19 protein-coding genes are annotated in these 18203 nt (G+C 64.9%); 12 read left to right on the forward strand and 7 right to left on the reverse strand.

Annotated elements, in window-relative coordinates:
• Window positions 1-50 precede the first annotated feature (50 nt).
• From JANGC3_RS34130 to JANGC3_RS31690, 3 genes are all read left to right on the forward strand, one after another.
• Window positions 51-479 (forward strand): IS66 family transposase, encoded by a 429-nt coding sequence (locus tag JANGC3_RS34130; protein ID WP_051068316.1) that lies wholly within the window; start codon window positions 51-53, stop codon window positions 477-479.
• A 29-nt stretch (window positions 480-508) separates the two neighbouring features.
• Window positions 509-841: an IS66 family transposase gene (locus JANGC3_RS34135; RefSeq protein WP_051068318.1), complete on the forward strand. Its 333-nt coding sequence runs from the start codon at window positions 509-511 to the stop codon at window positions 839-841.
• Between the two features lie 174 nt (window positions 842-1015).
• Window positions 1016-1429, forward strand: a complete 414-nt coding sequence (locus JANGC3_RS31690; RefSeq protein WP_081611886.1) for a VOC family protein — start codon at window positions 1016-1018, stop codon at window positions 1427-1429.
• A 516-nt stretch (window positions 1430-1945) separates the two neighbouring features.
• On the opposite strand, the gene cysK is transcribed toward JANGC3_RS31690, so the two are convergent.
• The gene (cysK, locus tag JANGC3_RS0116260; RefSeq protein WP_017877552.1) at window positions 1946-2875 is read right to left on the reverse strand and encodes a cysteine synthase A; all 930 of its coding nucleotides are present in this window, start codon (window positions 2873-2875) and stop codon (window positions 1946-1948) included.
• 101 nt (window positions 2876-2976) lie between these two features.
• Window positions 2977-3450, reverse strand: coding sequence for an FKBP-type peptidyl-prolyl cis-trans isomerase (locus JANGC3_RS0116265; protein ID WP_081612012.1), 474 nt, complete (start codon window positions 3448-3450; stop codon window positions 2977-2979).
• 89 nt (window positions 3451-3539) lie between these two features.
• Here JANGC3_RS0116265 and thpR point away from each other — a divergent pair, with 89 nt between their 5' ends.
• The gene (gene thpR, locus JANGC3_RS0116270; RefSeq protein WP_017877554.1) at window positions 3540-4061 is read left to right on the forward strand and encodes an RNA 2',3'-cyclic phosphodiesterase; all 522 of its coding nucleotides are present in this window, start codon (window positions 3540-3542) and stop codon (window positions 4059-4061) included.
• Between the two features lie 3 nt (window positions 4062-4064).
• On the opposite strand, the gene tcdA is transcribed toward thpR, so the two are convergent.
• Window positions 4065-4916 carry a tRNA cyclic N6-threonylcarbamoyladenosine(37) synthase TcdA gene (gene tcdA, locus JANGC3_RS0116275; protein WP_035787760.1) on the reverse strand — a complete coding sequence of 284 codons (852 nt, stop codon included), beginning with the start codon at window positions 4914-4916 and terminating at the stop codon, window positions 4065-4067.
• A gap of 101 nt (window positions 4917-5017) precedes the next feature.
• On the opposite strand from tcdA, the gene pdxH reads away from it, so the two are divergent.
• Window positions 5018-6223, forward strand: coding sequence for a pyridoxamine 5'-phosphate oxidase (gene pdxH, locus JANGC3_RS0116280; protein WP_026133069.1), 1206 nt, complete (start codon window positions 5018-5020; stop codon window positions 6221-6223).
• A gap of 80 nt (window positions 6224-6303) precedes the next feature.
• Complete coding sequence (locus tag JANGC3_RS0116285; RefSeq protein ID WP_017877557.1) at window positions 6304-7530, forward strand: SAM-dependent methyltransferase; 1227 nt, start codon at window positions 6304-6306, stop codon at window positions 7528-7530.
• A 76-nt stretch (window positions 7531-7606) separates the two neighbouring features.
• On the opposite strand, the gene msrA is transcribed toward JANGC3_RS0116285, so the two are convergent.
• A complete protein-coding gene (gene msrA / locus JANGC3_RS0116290) occupies window positions 7607-8146 on the reverse strand; it encodes a peptide-methionine (S)-S-oxide reductase MsrA (RefSeq protein ID WP_026133070.1) in 540 nt (179 codons plus the stop codon).
• Window positions 8147-8353: 207 nt separating this feature from the next.
• On the opposite strand from msrA, the gene JANGC3_RS0116295 reads away from it, so the two are divergent.
• Window positions 8354-8863, forward strand: coding sequence for a flavin reductase family protein (locus JANGC3_RS0116295; RefSeq protein ID WP_017877559.1), 510 nt, complete (start codon window positions 8354-8356; stop codon window positions 8861-8863).
• 62 nt (window positions 8864-8925) lie between these two features.
• Window positions 8926-10122 carry an acyl-CoA dehydrogenase gene (locus JANGC3_RS0116300; RefSeq protein WP_026133071.1) on the forward strand — a complete coding sequence of 399 codons (1197 nt, stop codon included), beginning with the start codon at window positions 8926-8928 and terminating at the stop codon, window positions 10120-10122.
• Between the two features lie 81 nt (window positions 10123-10203).
• Here the strand turns inward: JANGC3_RS0116300 and JANGC3_RS0116305 are convergent, their stop codons facing one another.
• The 3 genes from JANGC3_RS0116305 to JANGC3_RS0116315 all read right to left on the reverse strand — a co-directional run bounded on the left by JANGC3_RS0116305 (window position 10204) and on the right by JANGC3_RS0116315 (window position 13351).
• Window positions 10204-10884, reverse strand: a complete 681-nt coding sequence (locus JANGC3_RS0116305; RefSeq protein WP_017877561.1) for an OmpW/AlkL family protein — start codon at window positions 10882-10884, stop codon at window positions 10204-10206.
• Window positions 10885-10953: 69 nt separating this feature from the next.
• Window positions 10954-12318 carry an SGNH/GDSL hydrolase family protein gene (locus JANGC3_RS0116310; protein WP_017877562.1) on the reverse strand — a complete coding sequence of 455 codons (1365 nt, stop codon included), beginning with the start codon at window positions 12316-12318 and terminating at the stop codon, window positions 10954-10956.
• A 271-nt stretch (window positions 12319-12589) separates the two neighbouring features.
• Window positions 12590-13351, reverse strand: a complete 762-nt coding sequence (locus JANGC3_RS0116315; protein WP_017877563.1) for an ABC transporter substrate-binding protein — start codon at window positions 13349-13351, stop codon at window positions 12590-12592.
• A gap of 158 nt (window positions 13352-13509) precedes the next feature.
• Here JANGC3_RS0116315 and mmuM point away from each other — a divergent pair, with 158 nt between their 5' ends.
• The 4 genes from mmuM to JANGC3_RS33845 all read left to right on the forward strand — a co-directional run.
• Window positions 13510-14469 (forward strand): homocysteine S-methyltransferase, encoded by a 960-nt coding sequence (gene mmuM / locus JANGC3_RS0116320; RefSeq protein ID WP_035787762.1) that lies wholly within the window; start codon window positions 13510-13512, stop codon window positions 14467-14469.
• A gap of 103 nt (window positions 14470-14572) precedes the next feature.
• Window positions 14573-17380, forward strand: coding sequence for a valine--tRNA ligase (locus JANGC3_RS0116325; protein WP_017877565.1), 2808 nt, complete (start codon window positions 14573-14575; stop codon window positions 17378-17380).
• A 42-nt stretch (window positions 17381-17422) separates the two neighbouring features.
• The gene (locus JANGC3_RS0116330; RefSeq protein ID WP_026133072.1) at window positions 17423-17875 is read left to right on the forward strand and encodes a DUF2147 domain-containing protein; all 453 of its coding nucleotides are present in this window, start codon (window positions 17423-17425) and stop codon (window positions 17873-17875) included.
• Between the two features lie 32 nt (window positions 17876-17907).
• Window positions 17908-18203: hypothetical protein (locus JANGC3_RS33845; RefSeq protein ID WP_232429718.1), on the forward strand; the 296-nt coding region annotated here is incomplete at its 3' end.

The following is an 18203-nucleotide window of genomic DNA, read 5'->3' on the forward strand; positions in this document are numbered from 1 at the left end:
TCGATCACCCCTTGCCGCCACATTGCATGCGCTGCCACAGCGCACTGCCGATGGATCAGGCACAAGTGGCCGAGCGGCGCCAAATTATTGACGTGCCGAACAGCGTATTTGACGTCATCGAATACCGCACGCCGGCCGTGACGTGCCGCTGCGGCCAGGCCCATGTAAGCAGCTTCCGCTCCGACGTGACCGACATGGTGCAGTACGGGCCGAACGTGCGTGCCCTCGCCGTGCACCTGATTCACGGCCAAATGCTGCCATACGCGCGCGCTGCCGAGTTGATCGCCGATGTGTACGGCCTCGCGGTCTCGCCGGCCACTTTGTTGGCGTGGGTGGCCGAAGCGAGCGCGGCCCTGCAAACGACGGCGGACTGCATTGCCGATCAGTTGCGCGCCGCGCCGGTGCTCAATGCCGACGAGTCCGGTCTGCGTGTGGCCGGCAAACTGCACTGCTTACACATCGCGCCAGTGTCACGCTGACCTGGTATGGCGTGCATGCCAAGCGGGGCTTGGAAGCGATCGAGGCGCATGGCATCTTACCCAAGCGCCTCGGCGTGCTGGTGCATGATTGCTGGGCACCGTATTGGCGGCTCGACGGTTCCATTCACGCCCTGTGCAATGCCCACTTGTTGCGCGAACGGGTCTACGTGAAAGAAATCACCGGACAGCAATGGCCCGATTCGATGACGCAATTGCTACTCGGCGCCAACCGGGTTTGCACAGCGGCCCGGCGACAGCAACGCACGCTCAACTCTGACGATGTCGCCGCCTTCCGCACTGTCTATGACGCCTTGGGATGTACCTTAACGGCACGGGCGCACGGCCTGCCGGAACAGCTATGAGCAATGCGACGTGCCGGCGGATGGTGGGAGTCGAACAGGACAGTGCCGGGCCAGCTATGTCTACCGCAGGGCTTGAGGTATATACAGTGTTAATGTCTTGCCATTAATACTGTATGCATGTACAGTTAATAGGCGTCAATCGCACACAACAATCTACCTCAGGAGTAACTCACCATGCTTGACCACATGACTTTCCGCGTGACCGATATTGGTCGTGCTAAAGCGTTTTACAGCGCGGCACTTGCGCCATTGGGCTACAGCGTATGCTTCGAAGGCAACTACGGCGTGAACATGTTGGGGTTTGCTTACCCTGACTCCTCTGAGCCTGACGGCAAAAAAGCCGACGTATGGTTCATCGATGGCCCATCACCATACGGGGGCCCATCAGCGACTACCGGCTGCCACCTAGCATGGCGGGCAGAAGCTCGTGCGCAAGTGGATGCTTTTTACCTCGCAGCGATCACCGCCGGAGGAAAAGACAATGGTGCCCCTGGCCTCCGCCCAGACTATCACCCTAACTACTATGGAGCCTTTGTCATTGATTTAGAAGGCAACAACATTGAAGCAGTGTGCCACCAACCAGGATGAGTAGCGCTCAGTGATTACGCGTGAACGGCTGGGTATTTAGACTGCCGAAAACGTCGAGGGAAGTGCAGACATGGACCTTCATTTGCAAATAGCGCGAGCACGTTGTCATTGAATGCAAGCAAGCGCCGTCGATTGCAAGCTCATTTGCAGATAGCGTGAGCATGGAGGTCCCGTCATTTTCAGTGAATTCGAGCCGAAAACCGCATCTAGTGCGAGCACGTTTGTTTTCAAACGCACCAAGCCAGGCTGCTGTACCACGGCTTGCGACGCGCCGAGCTGTACGCGCTGCATCTAGTCGACCTGCAGGAGCGGCGCGGCATTCGCCATTTGCGTGTGCTGGGCATGGGGAGCAAAGTCCGCTACGTGCCACTGCACCCAGCCGCCGCCGGCGCGATCGCCGAGCCGCTGCCGACGCCAGTCGGGTTACGCCCGTTGGGCTAACCCGACCTACGAAAATCCTTAACTAGCGGTATTACGATTCGCCCCCGGCGGCACGTCGTGTTGCTAGGCGCCGGCTTACTCCAGGCCGGCGAACAGCGGCGTGCTGAGGTAGCGCTCGCCGAACGAGGGGATGATGGTGACGATGACCTTGCCGGCGTTCTCCGGCCGCCCCGCCAGTTGCAGCGCGGCCCACAGCGCGGCGCCCGAGGAAATGCCGACCAGCAGGCCCTCCTCCTTGGCGGCGCGGCGCGCGGTGGTGAAGGCGTCGTCGTTCTTGACGCAGATGATCTCGTCGTAGATGGCGGTGTTGAGCACGGCCGGCACGAAGCCGGCGCCGATGCCCTGGATCGGATGCGCGCCCTTGACGCCCTTCGACAGCATCGGCGACGCCTCCGGTTCAACGGCGACGCAGCGAAAGCCCGGGCGGCGCTCCTTGAGCACCTCGCCGACGCCGGTGATGGTGCCGCCGGTGCCGACGCCGGCCACCAGGATGTCGACCTGGCCGTCGGTGTCGCGCCAGATCTCCTCGGCCGTGGTGGCGCGGTGGACGGCCGGGTTGGCCGGGTTGTTGAACTGTTGCGGCATCAGGTAGCGCGGGTCGGCGGCGACCATCTCCTCGGCCTTCTTGATGGCCCCCAGCATGCCCTCGCTGCCGGGCGTGAGCACCAGCTCGGCGCCGTAGGCGCGCAGCAGCATGCGCCGTTCGCGGCTCATGGTGTCGGGCATGACCAGGGCGCAGCGGTAGCCGCGCGCGGCGCACACCATCGCCAGCGCGATGCCGGTGTTGCCGCTGGTCGGTTCGAGGATGACGGTGTCGGGGCCGATCTGGCCGGCCGCCTCGGCCGCCGCGATCATCGACAGGCCGATGCGGTCTTTGACGCTATGGGCCGGATTGTAGAATTCAAGCTTGGCGAGGATGGTGGCCGAGGTACCGGCCGCCATCCGGTTGATACGAACGAGCGGCGTGTTGCCGATCAGTTCAGTGACGTCTTGGGCGATATGCATGGCTGGGGTCTCCGCTGCGAGGACTAGGGATGGAATCTTTAGTCTACCGCGTTTTCCCCCGGTGTTGCCAAAAACGACAGCCAAACAGCGCCCGGACGGCTTTATTTCGCGTCGACCAGCTCGACGTCAAATATCAGCGCCGAATTCGGCGGGATGTCGGCGCCGGCGCCGCGCGCGCCGTAGGCCAGCTCGCTCGGAATGATGATGGTGCGCTTGCCGCCCACCTTCATGCCGGCCACGCCCTGGTCCCAACCCTTGATGACGCGGCCGGTGCCGAGCTTGAACGGCAGCGGGCCGCGGCCGACCGAGCTGTCGAACTGTTTGCCGTGCGACAGCTTGGCCATCGGACGGTACAACCAGCCGGTGTAGTTGACCTGCACGTCCATGCCGGCTTGCGCCTCCTTGCCGGTGCCGACCTTGGTGTCGGTGACGATCAGCTTGTCGGCCAGCGGGCCGGGCGTGTCCGCCGACATGGCGGCGGTGGCGGCGGCGGCGGCCGGGGCCGGGTCGGCGGCGTACGCCATCGAGGCGGCGACCGAGCAAATCAAAGCGAATAAAACGGAACAACGCGTCATGATGTATTCTTTCAAGGAGGTTCGGTGAATCTCTGCTTGCGTGCTTCCAAGCAAAGCGCGACATCATCATAGCAAACTGGCGGAGGCGCATGACGACGGCAACGCGACAGCACCGGCTTTTTTTCGCGCTGTGGCCCGACCCGGCCACCCGCGCGGCGCTGGCGCGGCTGCAGCAAGGCGTGGCCGGCAAGCCGTCGGCGCCGGCCAAGCTGCATTTGACGATGGCGTTCCTGGGGCAACGCCCGGACGCCGACCTGGCCCCGCTGTGCGCCATCCTGCAAGCGGTGGCGGCGCCGGCCATGACGCTGGAGCTGGACTGCTACGGCCATTTCAGCGGCCAGCGCATCGCCTGGGCCGGCATGGGCGCGCCGCCGGCGGCGCTGCTGGCGCTGCGCGCCGAGCTGATGCGGCTGTTGGCGCAGGCCGGTTTCGCGCCCGAGTTCGAGCACGACCGCTTCCGCCCGCACGTGACGCTGGCGCGCAAGGCGCCGGCCCCGGCGGCGCCGCCGCCGGCGTTCGCGCCGCTGCGCTGGCGCGCCGACGAGCTGGTGCTGGCGGCGTCGACGGGGCCGGACGGCTACCACGTCATCGGCGCGCGCCGGCTGGAGTAGTCGCTAGTCGCCGTGCGGCGCCGGCGCCGCGGCCGTCGCGCCGTCCGCCAGCTTGCGCAACAGGTGCGCGGCGGCCACCATGCCGAAGCTGGCCGTGACCACCATGCTCGAGCCGAAGCCGGCGCAGTTCAGGCCGGTGACGCCGTTGCGCTCGTCGCCGTCGACCGAGCAACTGGCCTCGTTGTCGGGAAATTGCAGCGGCTCCATGGAAAACACCGCGTCGACGTTGAACTTGTTCTTGATCCCGCGCGGAAAGCCGTGCTCGGTGCGCAGCATCTTGCGCACCTTTTTCAGCAAGGGTTCCTGCTCGGTCTTGGCCAGGTCGCGCACGTCGATGCGGGTCGGGTCGGTCTGGCCGCCGGCGCTGCCGATGGTGATCAGCGCCAGCGCGCGGTCGCGGCAGAAGGCGATCAGCGCGGCCTTGGCCTTGGCGCTGTCGATGGCGTCGATCACGTAATCGTAGTGGCGCGCGCCGAGCATCTGCGCCAGGTTGTCCGGCGTGATGAAGTCCTCGATCTGGTTGACCCGGCAGAACGGGTTGATCAGCGCCACCCGCTCGGCCAGCGCGGCGATCTTGGCCTGGCCGATGGTGGCGCTGGTGGCCTGGATCTGGCGGTTGATGTTCGATTCGGCCACGTTGTCGAGGTCGATCAGCGTCAGTTCGCCGATGGCGCTGCGGGCCAAGGCCTCGACTATCCAGGAGCCGACGCCGCCGACGCCGATCACGCACACGTGGGCGCCGCGGAAACGCGCCAGCGCGGCGGCGCCGTACAGGCGGGCGATGCCGCCGAAGCGGCGCTCAAAATCGATCTCGGTCAAGGTTGCCGGAAAAATAGCATTAGTGATTGTGTTCATGGCGCCATTTTAACGGACGCGGCAGTCCATCTATTCTAAAATGTGCGCACAGACCAGACCAGCAAGACACGATTTTTTTGACCGTAGCCACGAAAGCACATATGACCGCCCCATTGTTCGACGCCATTCCCGGTTTTGACCAGCCGATCGCCGTGCTGAAACATTGCCACGACAAGATACGCAAGCAAATTACAACCATGCAAAACCTGCTGAGCCATCTGGCCCAGTATGGCGCCAACTTTGATGCACAACAAGGCGCCAAGGCGGTGCTCCAGTACTTTAACAAGGCGGCCCACCTGCACCACGAGGACGAGGAAGAGGATTTGATGCCGATGTTGCAAGCGACCGCGGAGGGTGCCGACGCGGCGCTGCTGACGGCGCTGGTGCCGGAGATCCTGGCCGACCACCGCCAGATGGACGCCGCGTGGGGCAGCTTGAAGACGCAACTGGAACGCATCGCCGACGGCAGCGCGGCGACGCTGTCGGCGGCCGACGTGGCCGGCTTCGCCGCCGCCTACCAGGCCCACATGGCGAAGGAGGAAAGCCAGTTGGCGCCGATGGCCAAGCGCATTTTCAGCGCCGGGCAGATGGCGCAACTGGGCACGGCGATGCAGAAGCGGCGCGGCATCGGCGAGCCGGCGCCGGCCGCCGCCGGCAACGCCCATCCCGGCAGCTTGCTGGCCGGGCTGCGCAAGGACTACAGCCAGTCCAGCCTGATGGAAACGGACGTGCTGGCCGAGCCGATGGCGCAGTTCGGCAAGTGGTTTGACGAGGCCCTGAAGGCCCAGGTGAACGAGCCCAACGCGATGACGCTGGCCACCGCCAGCGTCGACGGCAAGCCCAGTTCGCGCATCGTGCTGGTCAAGCAGTTCGACCAGCGCGGCTTCAGCTTCTTCACCAACTACGACAGCGACAAGGGCCGCCAGCTGGCCGACAACCCGCACGCGGCGCTGCAGTTTTTCTGGCCCGAGCTGGAGCGCCAGGTGCGTATCGAGGGCCGGGTCGAGAAAACCTCGGCGGCGGAAAGCGACGAATATTTCGGCGTGCGTCCGCTGCAGAGCCGCCTGGCGGCAATTGCGTCCAAGCAAAGCGCGCCCATCGCCAGCCGCGCCGAGCTGGAAGCGAATTTCGCCTGCGTCGCCGCCAGTTCCGGCGACCAGCCGGCGCGCCCGGCGCACTGGGGCGGCTACCGCCTGGTGCCCGAGCGCGTCGAATTTTGGCAGGGCCGCCGTTCGCGCTTCCACGACCGTATCGTGTTTACGCGGCGAGCCGACGGCACTTGGCGGATCGAGCGCCTGCAACCCTAGTTGGCGGCGGGCACGCTTGGTCCCATCTGAACCGGCGGCGCCGCGCGGCAACGCGGCGGGCGCCGCCTTGGGAGGCAAACGTGTTCGCACAAAACCGACTCAGCGCCTGGGTCGCCGGCGTCCGCAAGCAGGTCGCGCTGCCGCTGCGCATTGAATTGTGGAACGGCCAACAGGTCGATTTTTCCGCCGACGCGCCGCGCGTGACGATACGCCTGCCGCGCGCCTCGGCGGCGCGCTACCTGCTCACGCCGTCGCTGTCGAACCTGGGCGGCGCCTACGTCGAGGGCGCCATCGAAGTGCGCGGCGCCGCCAGCGACATGATCGCCATCGTCAACGCGCTGGCCCGCGCCAGCCTGAAGAGCGAAGGCGCGTTCGCCCGCCTGGCGCGCGGCGTGGCGCACGACAAGCGCAGCGACGCCGCCGCGATCCGCTACCACTACGATGTCTCCAACGAGTTCTACGCCCAGTTCCTCGACCCGAACCTGGTGTATTCCTGCGCCTACTTCGAGCGCGGCGACGAAACCCTGGAAGCGGCGCAGCTGCGCAAGATCGACCACATCCTCGCCAAGATCCGGCTGCGCCCGGGCCAGAGCCTGCTCGACATCGGCTGCGGCTGGGGCGCGCTGGTGCTGCGCGCGGCGCAGCGCCACGGCGCCCGCTGCGTCGGCGTGACGCTGTCGGAAAACCAGTACGCGCTGGCGCGCGAGCGCGTCGCCCGGGCCGGCCTGGACCACCTGGTCGACATCCGCCTGCAAGACTACCGCGACGTGCGCGGCCAGTTCGACCGCATCACCAGCGTCGGCATGTTCGAGCACGTCGGCCTGCGCCACCTGCCCGACTATTTCGGCGCGGTCCACGCGCTGCTGGCGCCGGACGGCTTGGCGATGAACCACGGCATCACCACGACCGACCCGGACAACGGCGGCGCGCCGTACGGCGGCGGCGAATTCATCGGCCGTTACGTGTTTCCGCAGGGCGAACTGGCGCACATCGGACAAGTCTTGAAGGCGATGCAGCAGGGACAGCTAGAAGCGTTCGACGTCGAAAACCTGCGGCGCCACTACGCCCGCACATGCGCGATCTGGACCGAGAATTTCGAGGCCAACGCCGCCGAGATCCGCCGACTGGCCGGCGACAAGCGCTTCCGCATCTGGCACGTCTACCTGGCCGGTTGCAGCTACGCCTTCGAGCACGACCTGATCAGCCTGTACCAAATCGTCTGCGGCAAGGCGGGCCGGCCGGCGGCGGCGCTGCCGTGGTCGCGCAAGTACATGTACCAGGCGCAGGGGCGCTCGGCGGCGCCGTGACAGGCGACAACTAGCTTGACCGCCGCCGGCCCTTCGCCCGTGGTTTCAACGAGGCGGGCGGCGCGCGAACGCCAGCCTACTTCAAGCGATTGGAAAAGGTTTTCCTGAACTTGCTGACCTTGGGTTCGACGACGAAGGCGCAATAGCCTTGCAGCGGATGCTGGCGGAAATAATCCTGGTGGTAATCCTCGGCCTTGTAATAGGTCTGCGGCGGCTGCAGCTGGGTGACGATGGGCGCGTCCCAGACGTTGGCCATCTCGGCGATGACCTGGCGCGCCACCGCCTCCTGCTCCGGCGACTGGAAGTAAATTACCGAACGGTACTGCGTGCCGACGTCGTTGCCCTGGCGGTTCAGCGTGGTCGGGTCGTGGATCGTGAAAAACACTTCCAGCAAGTCGCGATAGCTGATCAGGGTCGGATCGAATTCGACGCGCACCACTTCGGCGTGGCCGGTGGTGCCGGCGCACACCTGCTCGTAGGTCGGATCGGTCTGCTGGCCCCCGGTATAGCCGGACTCGACATGGGTAACGCCGCGCATTTCAAGATAGACCGCTTCAAGGCACCAAAAACACCCGCCTCCGAGTACGGCAACTTCATTCTTCCCATCCGTTGTCATAGCGCGCTCCAAAAAAGTGATGACTACCTGTGTCGATTACTGTAACGCAAACCGTGCTCGGATGCACTGCCTATCGTTGCGCCATTGCGACGGCGCAGCAAGTGGCCGCGCGCGGACGCCGCGCCGGGCGGATGTGGCATGATCGTGCGTGATCGCGCCCGCCGCCGCAATCTTTGGCATAATGGCAAAAAAGATACAGGCCCCCCCATGAACACTCGCTCCCCCCGCGCACCGGCACCCGAATTCGACACCGCGCACTTCCGCCAGGCCCTGTCGCAGTTCGCCACCGGCGTGACGGTCATCACGACGCGCCTGGCCGACGGCAGCTTCCGTGGCTTGACCGCCAGTTCCTTCAACTCGGTGTCGCTGACGCCGCCGCTGGTGCTGTGGAGCCTGGGCGCCGGCGCCAACAGCATGCCCGTGTTCAGCGGCAACTCGCATTATGTGATCAACGTGCTGGGCGCCGACCAGGCCCACCTGGCCAAGCTGTTCTCGCGCCGCAGCGACAACCCCTTCGACGGCGTCGACTACGAATTGTCGCGCACCGGCCAGCCTATCCTGAAGGGCGTCTCGGCCTGGTTCGAATGCCACAACCGCAGCCGCTACCCCGAAGGCGACCACGTTATTTTCGTCGGCGAAGTCGAACAATGCGCGACGACACCCCAAGCTTCACTGATTTTTCATAACGGACAATTTGACAGCACACAAACGCGCTAGAATTGACGCATCGGCAAAGCAGTCTATACAAGACCAACAGCCTAACGAGACCAGGACAAACCATGACCCAAGCAGACTCCAGCCGTAAAGCGCAATTCCACTGGGACGATCCCCTGTTGCTGTCGAACCAACTGAGCGATGACGAGCGCATGGTGCGCGACGCCGCCGCCGCGTATTGCCAGGACAAGCTGGCTCCGCGCATTGTCGAGGCGTTCCGCCACGAAAAGATGGACACGACGATCTTCCGTGAAATGGGCGAGCTGGGCCTGCTGGGCGTGACCATTCCAAGCGAATACGGCGGCTCCGGCCTGAACTACGTCAGCTACGGCCTGATCGCCCGCGAAGTCGAACGCGTCGACTCCGGCTACCGCTCGATGATGAGCGTGCAGTCGTCGCTGGTGATGGTGCCGATCTACGAGTTCGGCACCGAGCAGCAGCGCCAGAAATACCTGCCGAAGCTGGCGAGCGGCGAATGGATAGGCTGCTTCGGCCTGACCGAGCCGAACCACGGCTCCGACCCCGGTTCGATGATCACCCGCGCCAAAAAAGTACCGGGCGGCTATGCCTTGTCGGGCGCCAAGATGTGGATCACCAACTCGCCGGTGGCCGACGTGTTCGTGGTCTGGGCCAAGGACGACGAGGGCGCGATCCGCGGCTTCGTGCTGGACAAGGGCATGGCCGGGCTGAGCGCGCCGGCGATCCACGGCAAGTTCGGCCTGCGCGCCTCGGTCACCGGCGAAATCGTCATGGACAATGTGTTCTGCCCGGAAGAGAACGCGTTCCCCGACGTGCGCGGCCTGAAGGGGCCGTTCACCTGCCTGAATTCGGCGCGCTACGGCATCGCCTGGGGCGCGCTGGGCGCGGCCGAGGATTGCTGGCACCGCGCCCGCCAGTACGTGCTCGACCGCCAGCAGTTCGGCCGGCCGCTGGCCGCCAACCAGCTGGTGCAAAAGAAGCTGGCCGACATGCAGACCGAAATCACGCTGGGCCTGCAAGGCTGTTTGCAACTGGGGCGCATGAAGGACGCCGGCACCGCCGCCGTGGAAATCACTTCCATGATGAAGCGCAACTCCTGCGGCAAATCGCTGGACATCGCGCGGGTCGCCCGCGACATGCTGGGCGGTAACGGCATATCCGACGAATACGGCGTCATCCGCCACATGGTCAACCTGGAGGTGGTCAACACCTACGAAGGCACGCACGACGTGCACGCGCTGATCCTGGGCCGCGCCCAGACCGGCATCCAGGCGTTCTCGTAACAACACGGCGGCGCGGCAACCGGGTCGGACCTGGAGGTCCGACCCCGGCTCTTTGCCGCTGGTTTTTTTCCGCGTACCGGTTTAAAACTTGTAGCCGATACCGAAGCTCACCGCCAGTGGATCGAGCGTGATGTCCTGCGTCTGCCCGGTCGAGAATCTGACGGTGGTTTTCAGGAAGGTCTTGGTCACGGCGAGGTCGGCGTACCAGCGCTCGTTGATCGCCATCGCCAGGCCGGCCTGCAGCGTCGCCGCCAGCTTGTTGTCGAGCTTGAAAGTGGTGGACTGGCCGCCGACATTGGTGATCGCCGTCATCTGCGCCGAGCCGCGCGCCTTCTGGAAGTAGGCGTAGGTGGCGCCCAGGCCGACGTAGGGACGGAACTTGGCGGCCGGCGTGAAGAAGCGGTACTGGGCGAGCAGCGTCGGCGGCAAGGCTTCCACCGTGCCCAGCTTGCCGGTGCCGTCGATCGCGCCGGCGCCGCTGATGGTGTGCTGGTACGGCACGCCCAGGTGAAGTTCGGCCGAAATGTTGTCCGTCACGCCGTAGCCGACGATGAGCACCGGCTTGGTGTCGCTGCCAACGGCCGCCTTGGTGCCCGGCAGGGCCGGCGCGGACACGTCGCCGCTGTCGACTTTCGGCGTGATCTTGTTGACGCCGACCTTGAGCGTCCACTGGCCGGCGCTTTGCGCCGACGCCGCCGACGCGGCCGCCAGCGCCGCCGCCAGGACCAGCAACCGCGCGCCGCTATTGAGTTTGAATGTCATGTTCTCTCCTATTCTTTACATTGTTGTGTCGGCGGCCCGCCGCAGGGACGGCGCCGCCGCTTGCCTGCCTTACAGCCAGCCGCGCACGATCATTTCCTTGGCCACGAATTTGGCAATGAGCGAATACTCGTACGGCGTCGCGTGGCGGTCGTCGGAGAACATGTAGTGGCTGACGTCGCCGGCGATCACGTTCCGGCCGGTGCAGCCCAGCGCGGAGCCTTCCAGCACGTTGGCGCCGCAGGCGGGCGTGCTGGTGTTGCTCAGGCCATACGGGCCGGGGTTGGTGATCTGGTCGTGGCTGATCGCATACAGGTCCACGTACAAGGCCTTGGCCTGGCCGTTCAGGCCGGCCAGCAGCTTGGCGTTGTAGGCGTCGACCATCGTCACCAGCAGCGCGTGGATCTGGGCGTTCTGCGACTTGCCGACCGGCGTGTTGGCAAAGTCCGGCAAGTTGTTGACGACGACATAGTTGGCGCCCTTGCCGATGATCTCGGTTTTCACCAGGTCGGCCGTCTCGACGCCGGCCTGGGCCATGGCGGCGACGGCGCCCGGGGCGCTGGCGGTGGCGTAATCCAGACCGGCCTGCTGGCCGGCCGCTTCGCCGGCGGTTTTCGCCTGCAGCGCGCGGGCGCCGACATAGGCCGGGTCGGCCGCACTGGCGTTGCCTTGCATAAAGGCGGCGGTCGCCGCGGCCTGGACGATGGTGTTGTCGGTGGCGCCCGGTTTGGCCGCCTCGGTCTGGATCGCCAGGCCGATCAGCGGGCCGGCGGCGGCGGGATTGGTGGCGCCGGCGGCCAGCAGGCCGGCCAGCGTGGTGGCGAAGGTGGTCTTGCCGGCGGCGACGCCGGCCGCCGTCGCACCACTCTTCAGCACGCCCAGCAAGGCCGCGATGTCGTTGCCGCCGACGGTCACGAAGACCACCTCGTCACCCTTGAACTTGCCGCCCACGGCGGCCAGGTGGTTGCGGATCTGCTTGGCCACCGGCAGCGTCAGCGCGCCCAGCGGCGAGCCGGTCGCCGCATTGTTCGGTCCGATGTCGGCGGTCACGCGCGCGCCGCCTTGGGCGTAGCCGTAGCAGCCGGCATGGTTCACCACCGGTACGGCAAAGCCCAGGCTGGCGTCGCCGTTCAAGCCGGTTTGCGCGGGGCAAGGGGCGGGCAAGCCAAATTGCGCGGCCATCAGCTCGATCCAGTTTTTCCCGTTCAGTTCCTTGTTGATGGCGGTGTTGTCGCCGTTGATGGTGAATTTGCCGCCGCCGAGCGCCAATACCGCACCGACCCGATAGGTGCCGACGTCTGACAGGCTGTCGCCAAAGACCACCTGGGCGCTGTATTTGACTTTGTTGTTTTGGTCGCCGCCGCTGCTGCCGTTGCCGCCGCAAGCGGCCAGCGCCGCCGCGCTTAGCAGGGCCAGCGCTAATTTTTTATGCTGCATGTTGTCTCCTGATGTGATTTTTTTGACGTATAAACGAACACTCGTGCTATTCATTTCCTGCCTAATATGACATCGTTTTTTCTGCTTGCATAGGGGAACTCTTATCAAATCATAAGATTGCACTGGAAGCAATCAGGATTCGATTTCCTTGTGCGCAGACACAACAATACGGGGGGGGCCGCCCAGGTATTTGGCGGCGCTCCGCACCACCACGCCGACGCCGAGCGCGTGCGCACGCCGGTGTAGCGCCGGCCCGGGACTGGCGCGCGCCTCACTTGCAGCGGATATCTTCCTGGAAATATTTTTCCGACAGCGCCTTGAAGGTGCCGTCCGCCACCACCTCCCGCTGCGCCTTGTCGATCGCGCCGGCCAGTTGGGTATTGCCCTTTTGCACGGCAATGGCGATCTGTTCGATGAACAGGTAGGCGCCCATGCGCATGCCGCCGTCCGGCTGTTTCGCCAGCGCGGCCTTGACGGCGAAGCGGTCGCCGACCCAGGCGTCGGCGCGGTTGTTGAGCAGCGCGGCGCGGGCGTCGGTGTCCTGCGGGAAGTTCTTCACTTTCACGCCGGGCAATTTGTTGAGTTGCTCCATATAGGTGGAACCGGTCTGCACCGCCACCACCTTGCCGTTCAGCGCAGCGACGGTGAGGATGGCCGGGTTCTTGGAGGCGATCACGCCGCCGCTGCAATAGTACGGGGTGGCGAACGAGACGGCCTTGGCGCGCTCCTCGGTGATGCCGACCGAATCGATGACGGCGTCCCAGCGGTCTTGGCGCAAGCCGCTCAGCAGGGCGTCAAAGCCCAGCGTTTTCCATTCGATTTTCAAGCCGGCCTTTTTCATGATGGCCTCGCCCAGTTCGATTTCGAAACCGCTCAGCTTGGAACCCTCGAAATAGTTGAACGGAGGATAAGCGCCTTCGGTCGCGATAATGATCTTGCCGTCTTTGCGGATCTGTTCCAGCGTACGCGCCTGGGCCGTCGCGCACACCATCAAGGCCGCGGCGGCCGCTATCAGACATTGGATCGTTTTCATCTTTTTTCCCTCTGGTTTGATGCAAATCTTGTAGACTATTGGTCTATACAGCATTGACCACAACTGGTAAGCAGGCAGAATTTTAGCCGACATTGCGGACCGACCCATCCATCACGCGCCGACGCCGCCGCCAGCGCCTGGTAAATTAAGGAATAGCCATGCCATCCACCCCCGTGTCCGATCCGATCGCCGCCATCCTCGCGGCGCGGCCTTTGATGATCCTCGACGGCGCGCTGGCGACCGAACTGGAGCGCCGCGGCGCCAACCTGAACGACCCGCTGTGGTCGGCCAAGGTGCTGGTCGAGCAACCCGAACTGATACGCCAGGTGCATTACGACTACTTCGCCGCCGGCGCCGACGTCGCCACCACGGCCAGCTACCAGGCCACCTTCGAAGCGTTCGCCCGGCGCGGCATCGGCGCCGACGAGGCGGCGGACCTGATGCGCGCCTCGGTGCAACTGGCTTGCCAGGCGCGCGACGCGTTCTGGGCCGACCAGACCAACCGCGCCGGCCGCCCGCGCCCGCTGGTGGCGGCCTCGGTCGGCCCCTACGGCGCCATGCTGGCCGACGGCTCCGAGTACAAGGGCCGCTACGGCTTGAGCGTCGAGCAATTGATGGACTTCCACCGTCCGCGCCTGCACGTGCTGGCCAACGCCGGCGCCGATCTGCTGGCCTGCGAAACCATCCCCTGCCTGGCCGAAGCGCTGGCGCTGGCCCGCCTGCTGGCGGAACTGCCGGGCGTCAGCGCCTGGATCAGCTTCTCGTGCCGGGACGGCGCGCACAACAGCGAAGGCGAGCCGCTGGCCGATTGCGTCGCGCAACTGGACGGCTACGCCCAGGTGGCGGCGCTGGGCGTCAACTGCAGCGCGCCGGAACACATGTCGGCGCTGATCGGCCAGATGCGCGCGCGCACGTCGAAACCGTTGCTGGTGTACCCAAATTCAGGCGAGCAATACGACGGCGCCGACAAGCAATGGCACGGTTGCGCCCACAGCCAGCCCTTCGCCGAGCAGGCGCGCGACTGGCACAGGCAGGGCGCGCGCCTGATCGGCGGCTGCTGCCGCACCAATCCCGACGACATCCGCGCGCTGGCCGGCTGGGCCGGCGCCGCCGCCTAGCCGCCGGGGCCGGCCCGGGCGAAGAAAATACGCGGCGGCCCCGGGCGCGGGCGCCGCCGGGTCATCTATAATGGGTGTTTTCGCACAAATTACACGCCAAATCATGGAATTAGCCAAGTCTTTCGAGCCCGCCGACATTGAACAATTCTGGCGCAACGAGTGGGAGCGGCGCGGATACTTCGCCGCCACACTCGACGCCGGCAAGCCGTCCTTCAGCACGCTGCTGCCGCCGCCGAACGTGACGGGCACGCTGCACATGGGCCACGCCTTCAACCAGACCATCATGGACGGCTTGACGCGCTACTACCGCATGCGCGGCCACAACACCGCCTGGGTCCCGGGCACCGACCACGCCGGCATCGCCACGCAGATCGTCGTCGAGCGCCAGCTGGACGCGCAAAAGATTTCGCGCCACGACCTGGGCCGCGAAAAATTCATTGAAAAAGTGTGGGAGTGGAAGGAAAAATCCGGCTCCACCATCACCGGCCAGATGCGCCGCATGGGCACCTCGCCCGACTGGCAGCGCGAATACTTCACGATGGACGCGCCGCGCTCGAAGGTGGTCGCCGACGTCTTCGTGCGCCTGTACGAGCAGGGCCTGATCTACCGCGGCAAGCGCCTGGTCAACTGGGACCCGGTGCTGGGCACGGCCGTGTCGGACCTGGAAGTGGTGTCGGAAGAGGAAGACGGCACGATGTGGTACATCCGCTACCCGCTGGCCGACGGCAGCGGCCACCTGACGGTTGCCACCACCCGCCCCGAGACCATGCTTGGCGACGTCGCCGTGGCGGTCGACCCGAGCGACGAGCGCTACCTGCCGCTGGTGGGCAAGATGCTGAAGCTGCCGCTGACCGACCGTGAAATCCCGATCATCGCCGACGAGTACGTCGACAAGGAATTCGGCACCGGCTGCGTGAAGATCACGCCGGCGCACGACCTCAACGACTACGCCGTCGGCCAGCGCCACAACCTGGACAAAATCGTCATCCTGACCTTGAAGGCGACCATCACCGACGACGCGCCCGAGGCCTACCGCGGCCTGGACCGCTTTGTCGCGCGCAAGAAGATCGTCGCCGACCTCGACGCGCTGGGCCTGCTGGAAGCGGTCAAGCCGCACAAGCTGATGGTGCCGCGCGGCGACCGCACCGGCGTCATCATCGAACCGATGCTGACCGACCAGTGGTTCGTGGCGATGAGCAAGCCGGCGCCCGAGGGCACCTTCTTCCCGGGCAAGTCGATCGCCGAGACGGCGCTCGACATGGTGGCCAGCGGCGAGGTCAAGTTCGTCCCCGAAAACTGGAGCACCACCTACAACCAGTGGCTCAACAACATCCAGGACTGGTGCATCTCGCGCCAACTGTGGTGGGGCCACCAGATCCCGGCCTGGTACGACGACGCCGGCAACATCTTCGTCGCCCAGACCGAAGCCGAGGCGCAGGCCAAGGCCGCCGCCGCCGGCAGCAGCGGCGCGCTGCGCCGCGACAACGACGTGCTCGACACCTGGTTCTCGTCGGCGCTGGTGCCGTTCTCGACCATGGGCTGGCCGGAGGAAACCCCGGACATCAAGGCCTTCCTGCCGTCGTCGGTGCTGGTGACGGGCTTCGACATCATCTTCTTCTGGGTCGCCCGGATGGTCATGATGACCGCCCACTTCACCGGCAAGGCGCCGTTCCACACCGTCTACGTGCACGGCCTGGTGCGCGACTCCAGCGGCCAGAAGATGTCCAAGTCGAAGGGCAACACGCTCGACCCGATCGACCTGATCGACGGCATCGACGTCGAGGGCCTGGTTGTCAAACGCACCACCGGCCTGATGAACCCGCGCGACGCCGACAAGATCGCCAAGGCGACGCGCAAGGAATTCCCGTCCGGCATCGCCGCCTACGGCAGCGACGCGGTGCGCTTCACCATGGCCAGCTACGCCTCGCTGGGGCGCAACATCAACTTCGACCTGGGCCGCTGCGAAGGCTACCGCAACTTCTGCAACAAGATGTGGAACGCCACCCGCTTCGTGCTGATGAACACCGAGGACAAGGATTGCTCGGCCAGCGCGGCGGACCTGTCGCAGGCCGACAAGTGGATCATCTCGCTGCTGCAACGCGCCGAACTGGACATCGCCAAGGGTTTCGACGACTACCGCTTCGACAACATCGCCGCGTCGATCTACAAATTCGTCTGGGACGAGTATTGCGACTGGTACCTGGAAGTGGCCAAGGTGCAGATCCAGCACGGCAGCGAAGGCCAGCAGCGCGCCACCCGCCACACCCTGCTGCACGTGCTGGAAACCGTGCTGCGCCTGGCCCACCCGATCATTCCCTTCGTCACCGAGGCGCTGTGGCAAAGCGTCGCGCCGCTGGCCGGCGTCGACATGGCGGCGCACGGCGGCTCGGTCATGATGCAGTCCTACCCGATCGCCGATCCGGCCAAGATCGACGCCGACGCCGAGGCCTGGATGCAGCAGTTGAAGGCGTTGACCGACGCCACCCGCAACCTGCGCGGCGAAATGCAGATCTCGCCGTCGATACGCGTGCCGCTGGTCGTCGAGGCCGGCAACGCCGCCGACAAGGCCGCGCTGCACAGCTTCGCGCCGTACGTGCAGATGCTCGGCAAGCTGTCGGAGGTGAACATCGTCGACGCGCTGCCGGAGTCGCCTGCGGCGGTGTCGGTGGTCGGCACCACCAAGCTGATGCTGAAGGTGGAGATCGACGTCAAGGCCGAACGCGAACGTTTATCCAAGGAAATTACACGCATCGAGGCAGAAATTGCCAAGGTTAACGGCAAACTCGGCAATGAAAGCTTCGTTGCGCGGGCGCCGGCGGCAGTGGTGGCGCAGGAAACCGAGCGTTTGCTCAGTTTTTCCGCAACGATCGAAAAAATGCGCGAACAGTTTGCTAAACTACCCATCGAATAAAAAAGAAATATCCCTATCAATCACGATATTGGAGACGACACGATGCGTATTTTAGTAAAAGCGGGCTTGCTCGCGGCGGCCATGGCGCTGTCATCGGCCGCCGCCTGGGCCGACGACAGCTCCCCGGTTGGCCTGTGGAAAAGCGTGGACGACGCCAGCGGCAAGCCGAAGGCGCTGATCCGCGTCACCGAAAGCAACGGCGTGCTGCAAGGAAAAATCGAAAAGCTGTTCCGTACGCCGGACCAGGACCAGGCGCCGAAATGCGACAAATGCCAGGGTGCCAACAAGGACCAGCCGATGATCGGCATGACGATGCTGTCGGGCCTGAAAAAAAGCGGCGAGGAATACGTTGACGGCGAAATCACCGATCCGGCCGACGGCAAGGTGTATCGCAGCAAAGCGTGGCTGACCGAAAACGGCAAGAAATTGCAAGTGCGCGGCTACGTCGGCCTGCCGATGTTCGGGCGCTCGCAAACCTGGTTGCGCCAGGAATAAGCCAGCGACACCACGCGGATCGGGGCCAAGTCTTGCACGTCACCATTCTTCGCGGAATGATGCATGCAAGACCTGGCCCCGATTTTTTTGTCCGCGGATTATTTTTTGCGAGCGCCACCGCTCTCATTGAAGCCAACAGCGGTGAATTGGCGTCAGACCCCCGGGGTCTGACGCCAGGGTTGCGCCTCTGGTTTAAACGACTTCAGTGTCGTAGTTGGCCGAGGCAAAACGCGCTGCTCCAGGCCAACATTGTCGGGTTACGCCGCGCTAACCCGACCTTCTATGATGAATTCCAAGTCAACTGGTTTTTCGCAAATTTATCCTATCC

Origin of the sequence: Janthinobacterium sp. CG3 (genome assembly GCF_000344615.1) — a bacterium.
Taxonomy (GTDB): domain Bacteria; phylum Pseudomonadota; class Gammaproteobacteria; order Burkholderiales; family Burkholderiaceae_D; genus Janthinobacterium.

What these genes read in the sequence shown, in the direction of transcription:
- JANGC3_RS34130 (WP_051068316.1), top strand. Translation starts at nt 51, where the DNA reads ATGGATCAGGCACAAGTGGCCGAGCGGCGCCAAATTATTGACGTGCCG.
- JANGC3_RS31690 (WP_081611886.1), top strand. Translation starts at nt 1,016, where the DNA reads ATGCTTGACCACATGACTTTCCGCGTGACCGATATTGGTCGTGCTAAA.
- cysK (WP_017877552.1), bottom strand. Translation starts at nt 2,875, where the DNA reads ATGCATATCGCCCAAGACGTCACTGAACTGATCGGCAACACGCCGCTC.
- JANGC3_RS0116265 (WP_081612012.1), bottom strand. Translation starts at nt 3,450, where the DNA reads ATGACGCGTTGTTCCGTTTTATTCGCTTTGATTTGCTCGGTCGCCGCC.
- thpR (WP_017877554.1), top strand. Translation starts at nt 3,540, where the DNA reads ATGACGACGGCAACGCGACAGCACCGGCTTTTTTTCGCGCTGTGGCCC.
- tcdA (WP_035787760.1), bottom strand. Translation starts at nt 4,916, where the DNA reads ATGAACACAATCACTAATGCTATTTTTCCGGCAACCTTGACCGAGATC.
- pdxH (WP_026133069.1), top strand. Translation starts at nt 5,018, where the DNA reads ATGACCGCCCCATTGTTCGACGCCATTCCCGGTTTTGACCAGCCGATC.
- msrA (WP_026133070.1), bottom strand. Translation starts at nt 8,146, where the DNA reads ATGACAACGGATGGGAAGAATGAAGTTGCCGTACTCGGAGGCGGGTGT.
- JANGC3_RS0116295 (WP_017877559.1), top strand. Translation starts at nt 8,354, where the DNA reads ATGAACACTCGCTCCCCCCGCGCACCGGCACCCGAATTCGACACCGCG.
- JANGC3_RS0116300 (WP_026133071.1), top strand. Translation starts at nt 8,926, where the DNA reads ATGACCCAAGCAGACTCCAGCCGTAAAGCGCAATTCCACTGGGACGAT.
- JANGC3_RS0116305 (WP_017877561.1), bottom strand. Translation starts at nt 10,884, where the DNA reads ATGACATTCAAACTCAATAGCGGCGCGCGGTTGCTGGTCCTGGCGGCG.
- JANGC3_RS0116310 (WP_017877562.1), bottom strand. Translation starts at nt 12,318, where the DNA reads ATGCAGCATAAAAAATTAGCGCTGGCCCTGCTAAGCGCGGCGGCGCTG.
- JANGC3_RS0116315 (WP_017877563.1), bottom strand. Translation starts at nt 13,351, where the DNA reads ATGAAAACGATCCAATGTCTGATAGCGGCCGCCGCGGCCTTGATGGTG.
- mmuM (WP_035787762.1), top strand. Translation starts at nt 13,510, where the DNA reads ATGCCATCCACCCCCGTGTCCGATCCGATCGCCGCCATCCTCGCGGCG.
- JANGC3_RS0116325 (WP_017877565.1), top strand. Translation starts at nt 14,573, where the DNA reads ATGGAATTAGCCAAGTCTTTCGAGCCCGCCGACATTGAACAATTCTGG.
- JANGC3_RS0116330 (WP_026133072.1), top strand. Translation starts at nt 17,423, where the DNA reads ATGCGTATTTTAGTAAAAGCGGGCTTGCTCGCGGCGGCCATGGCGCTG.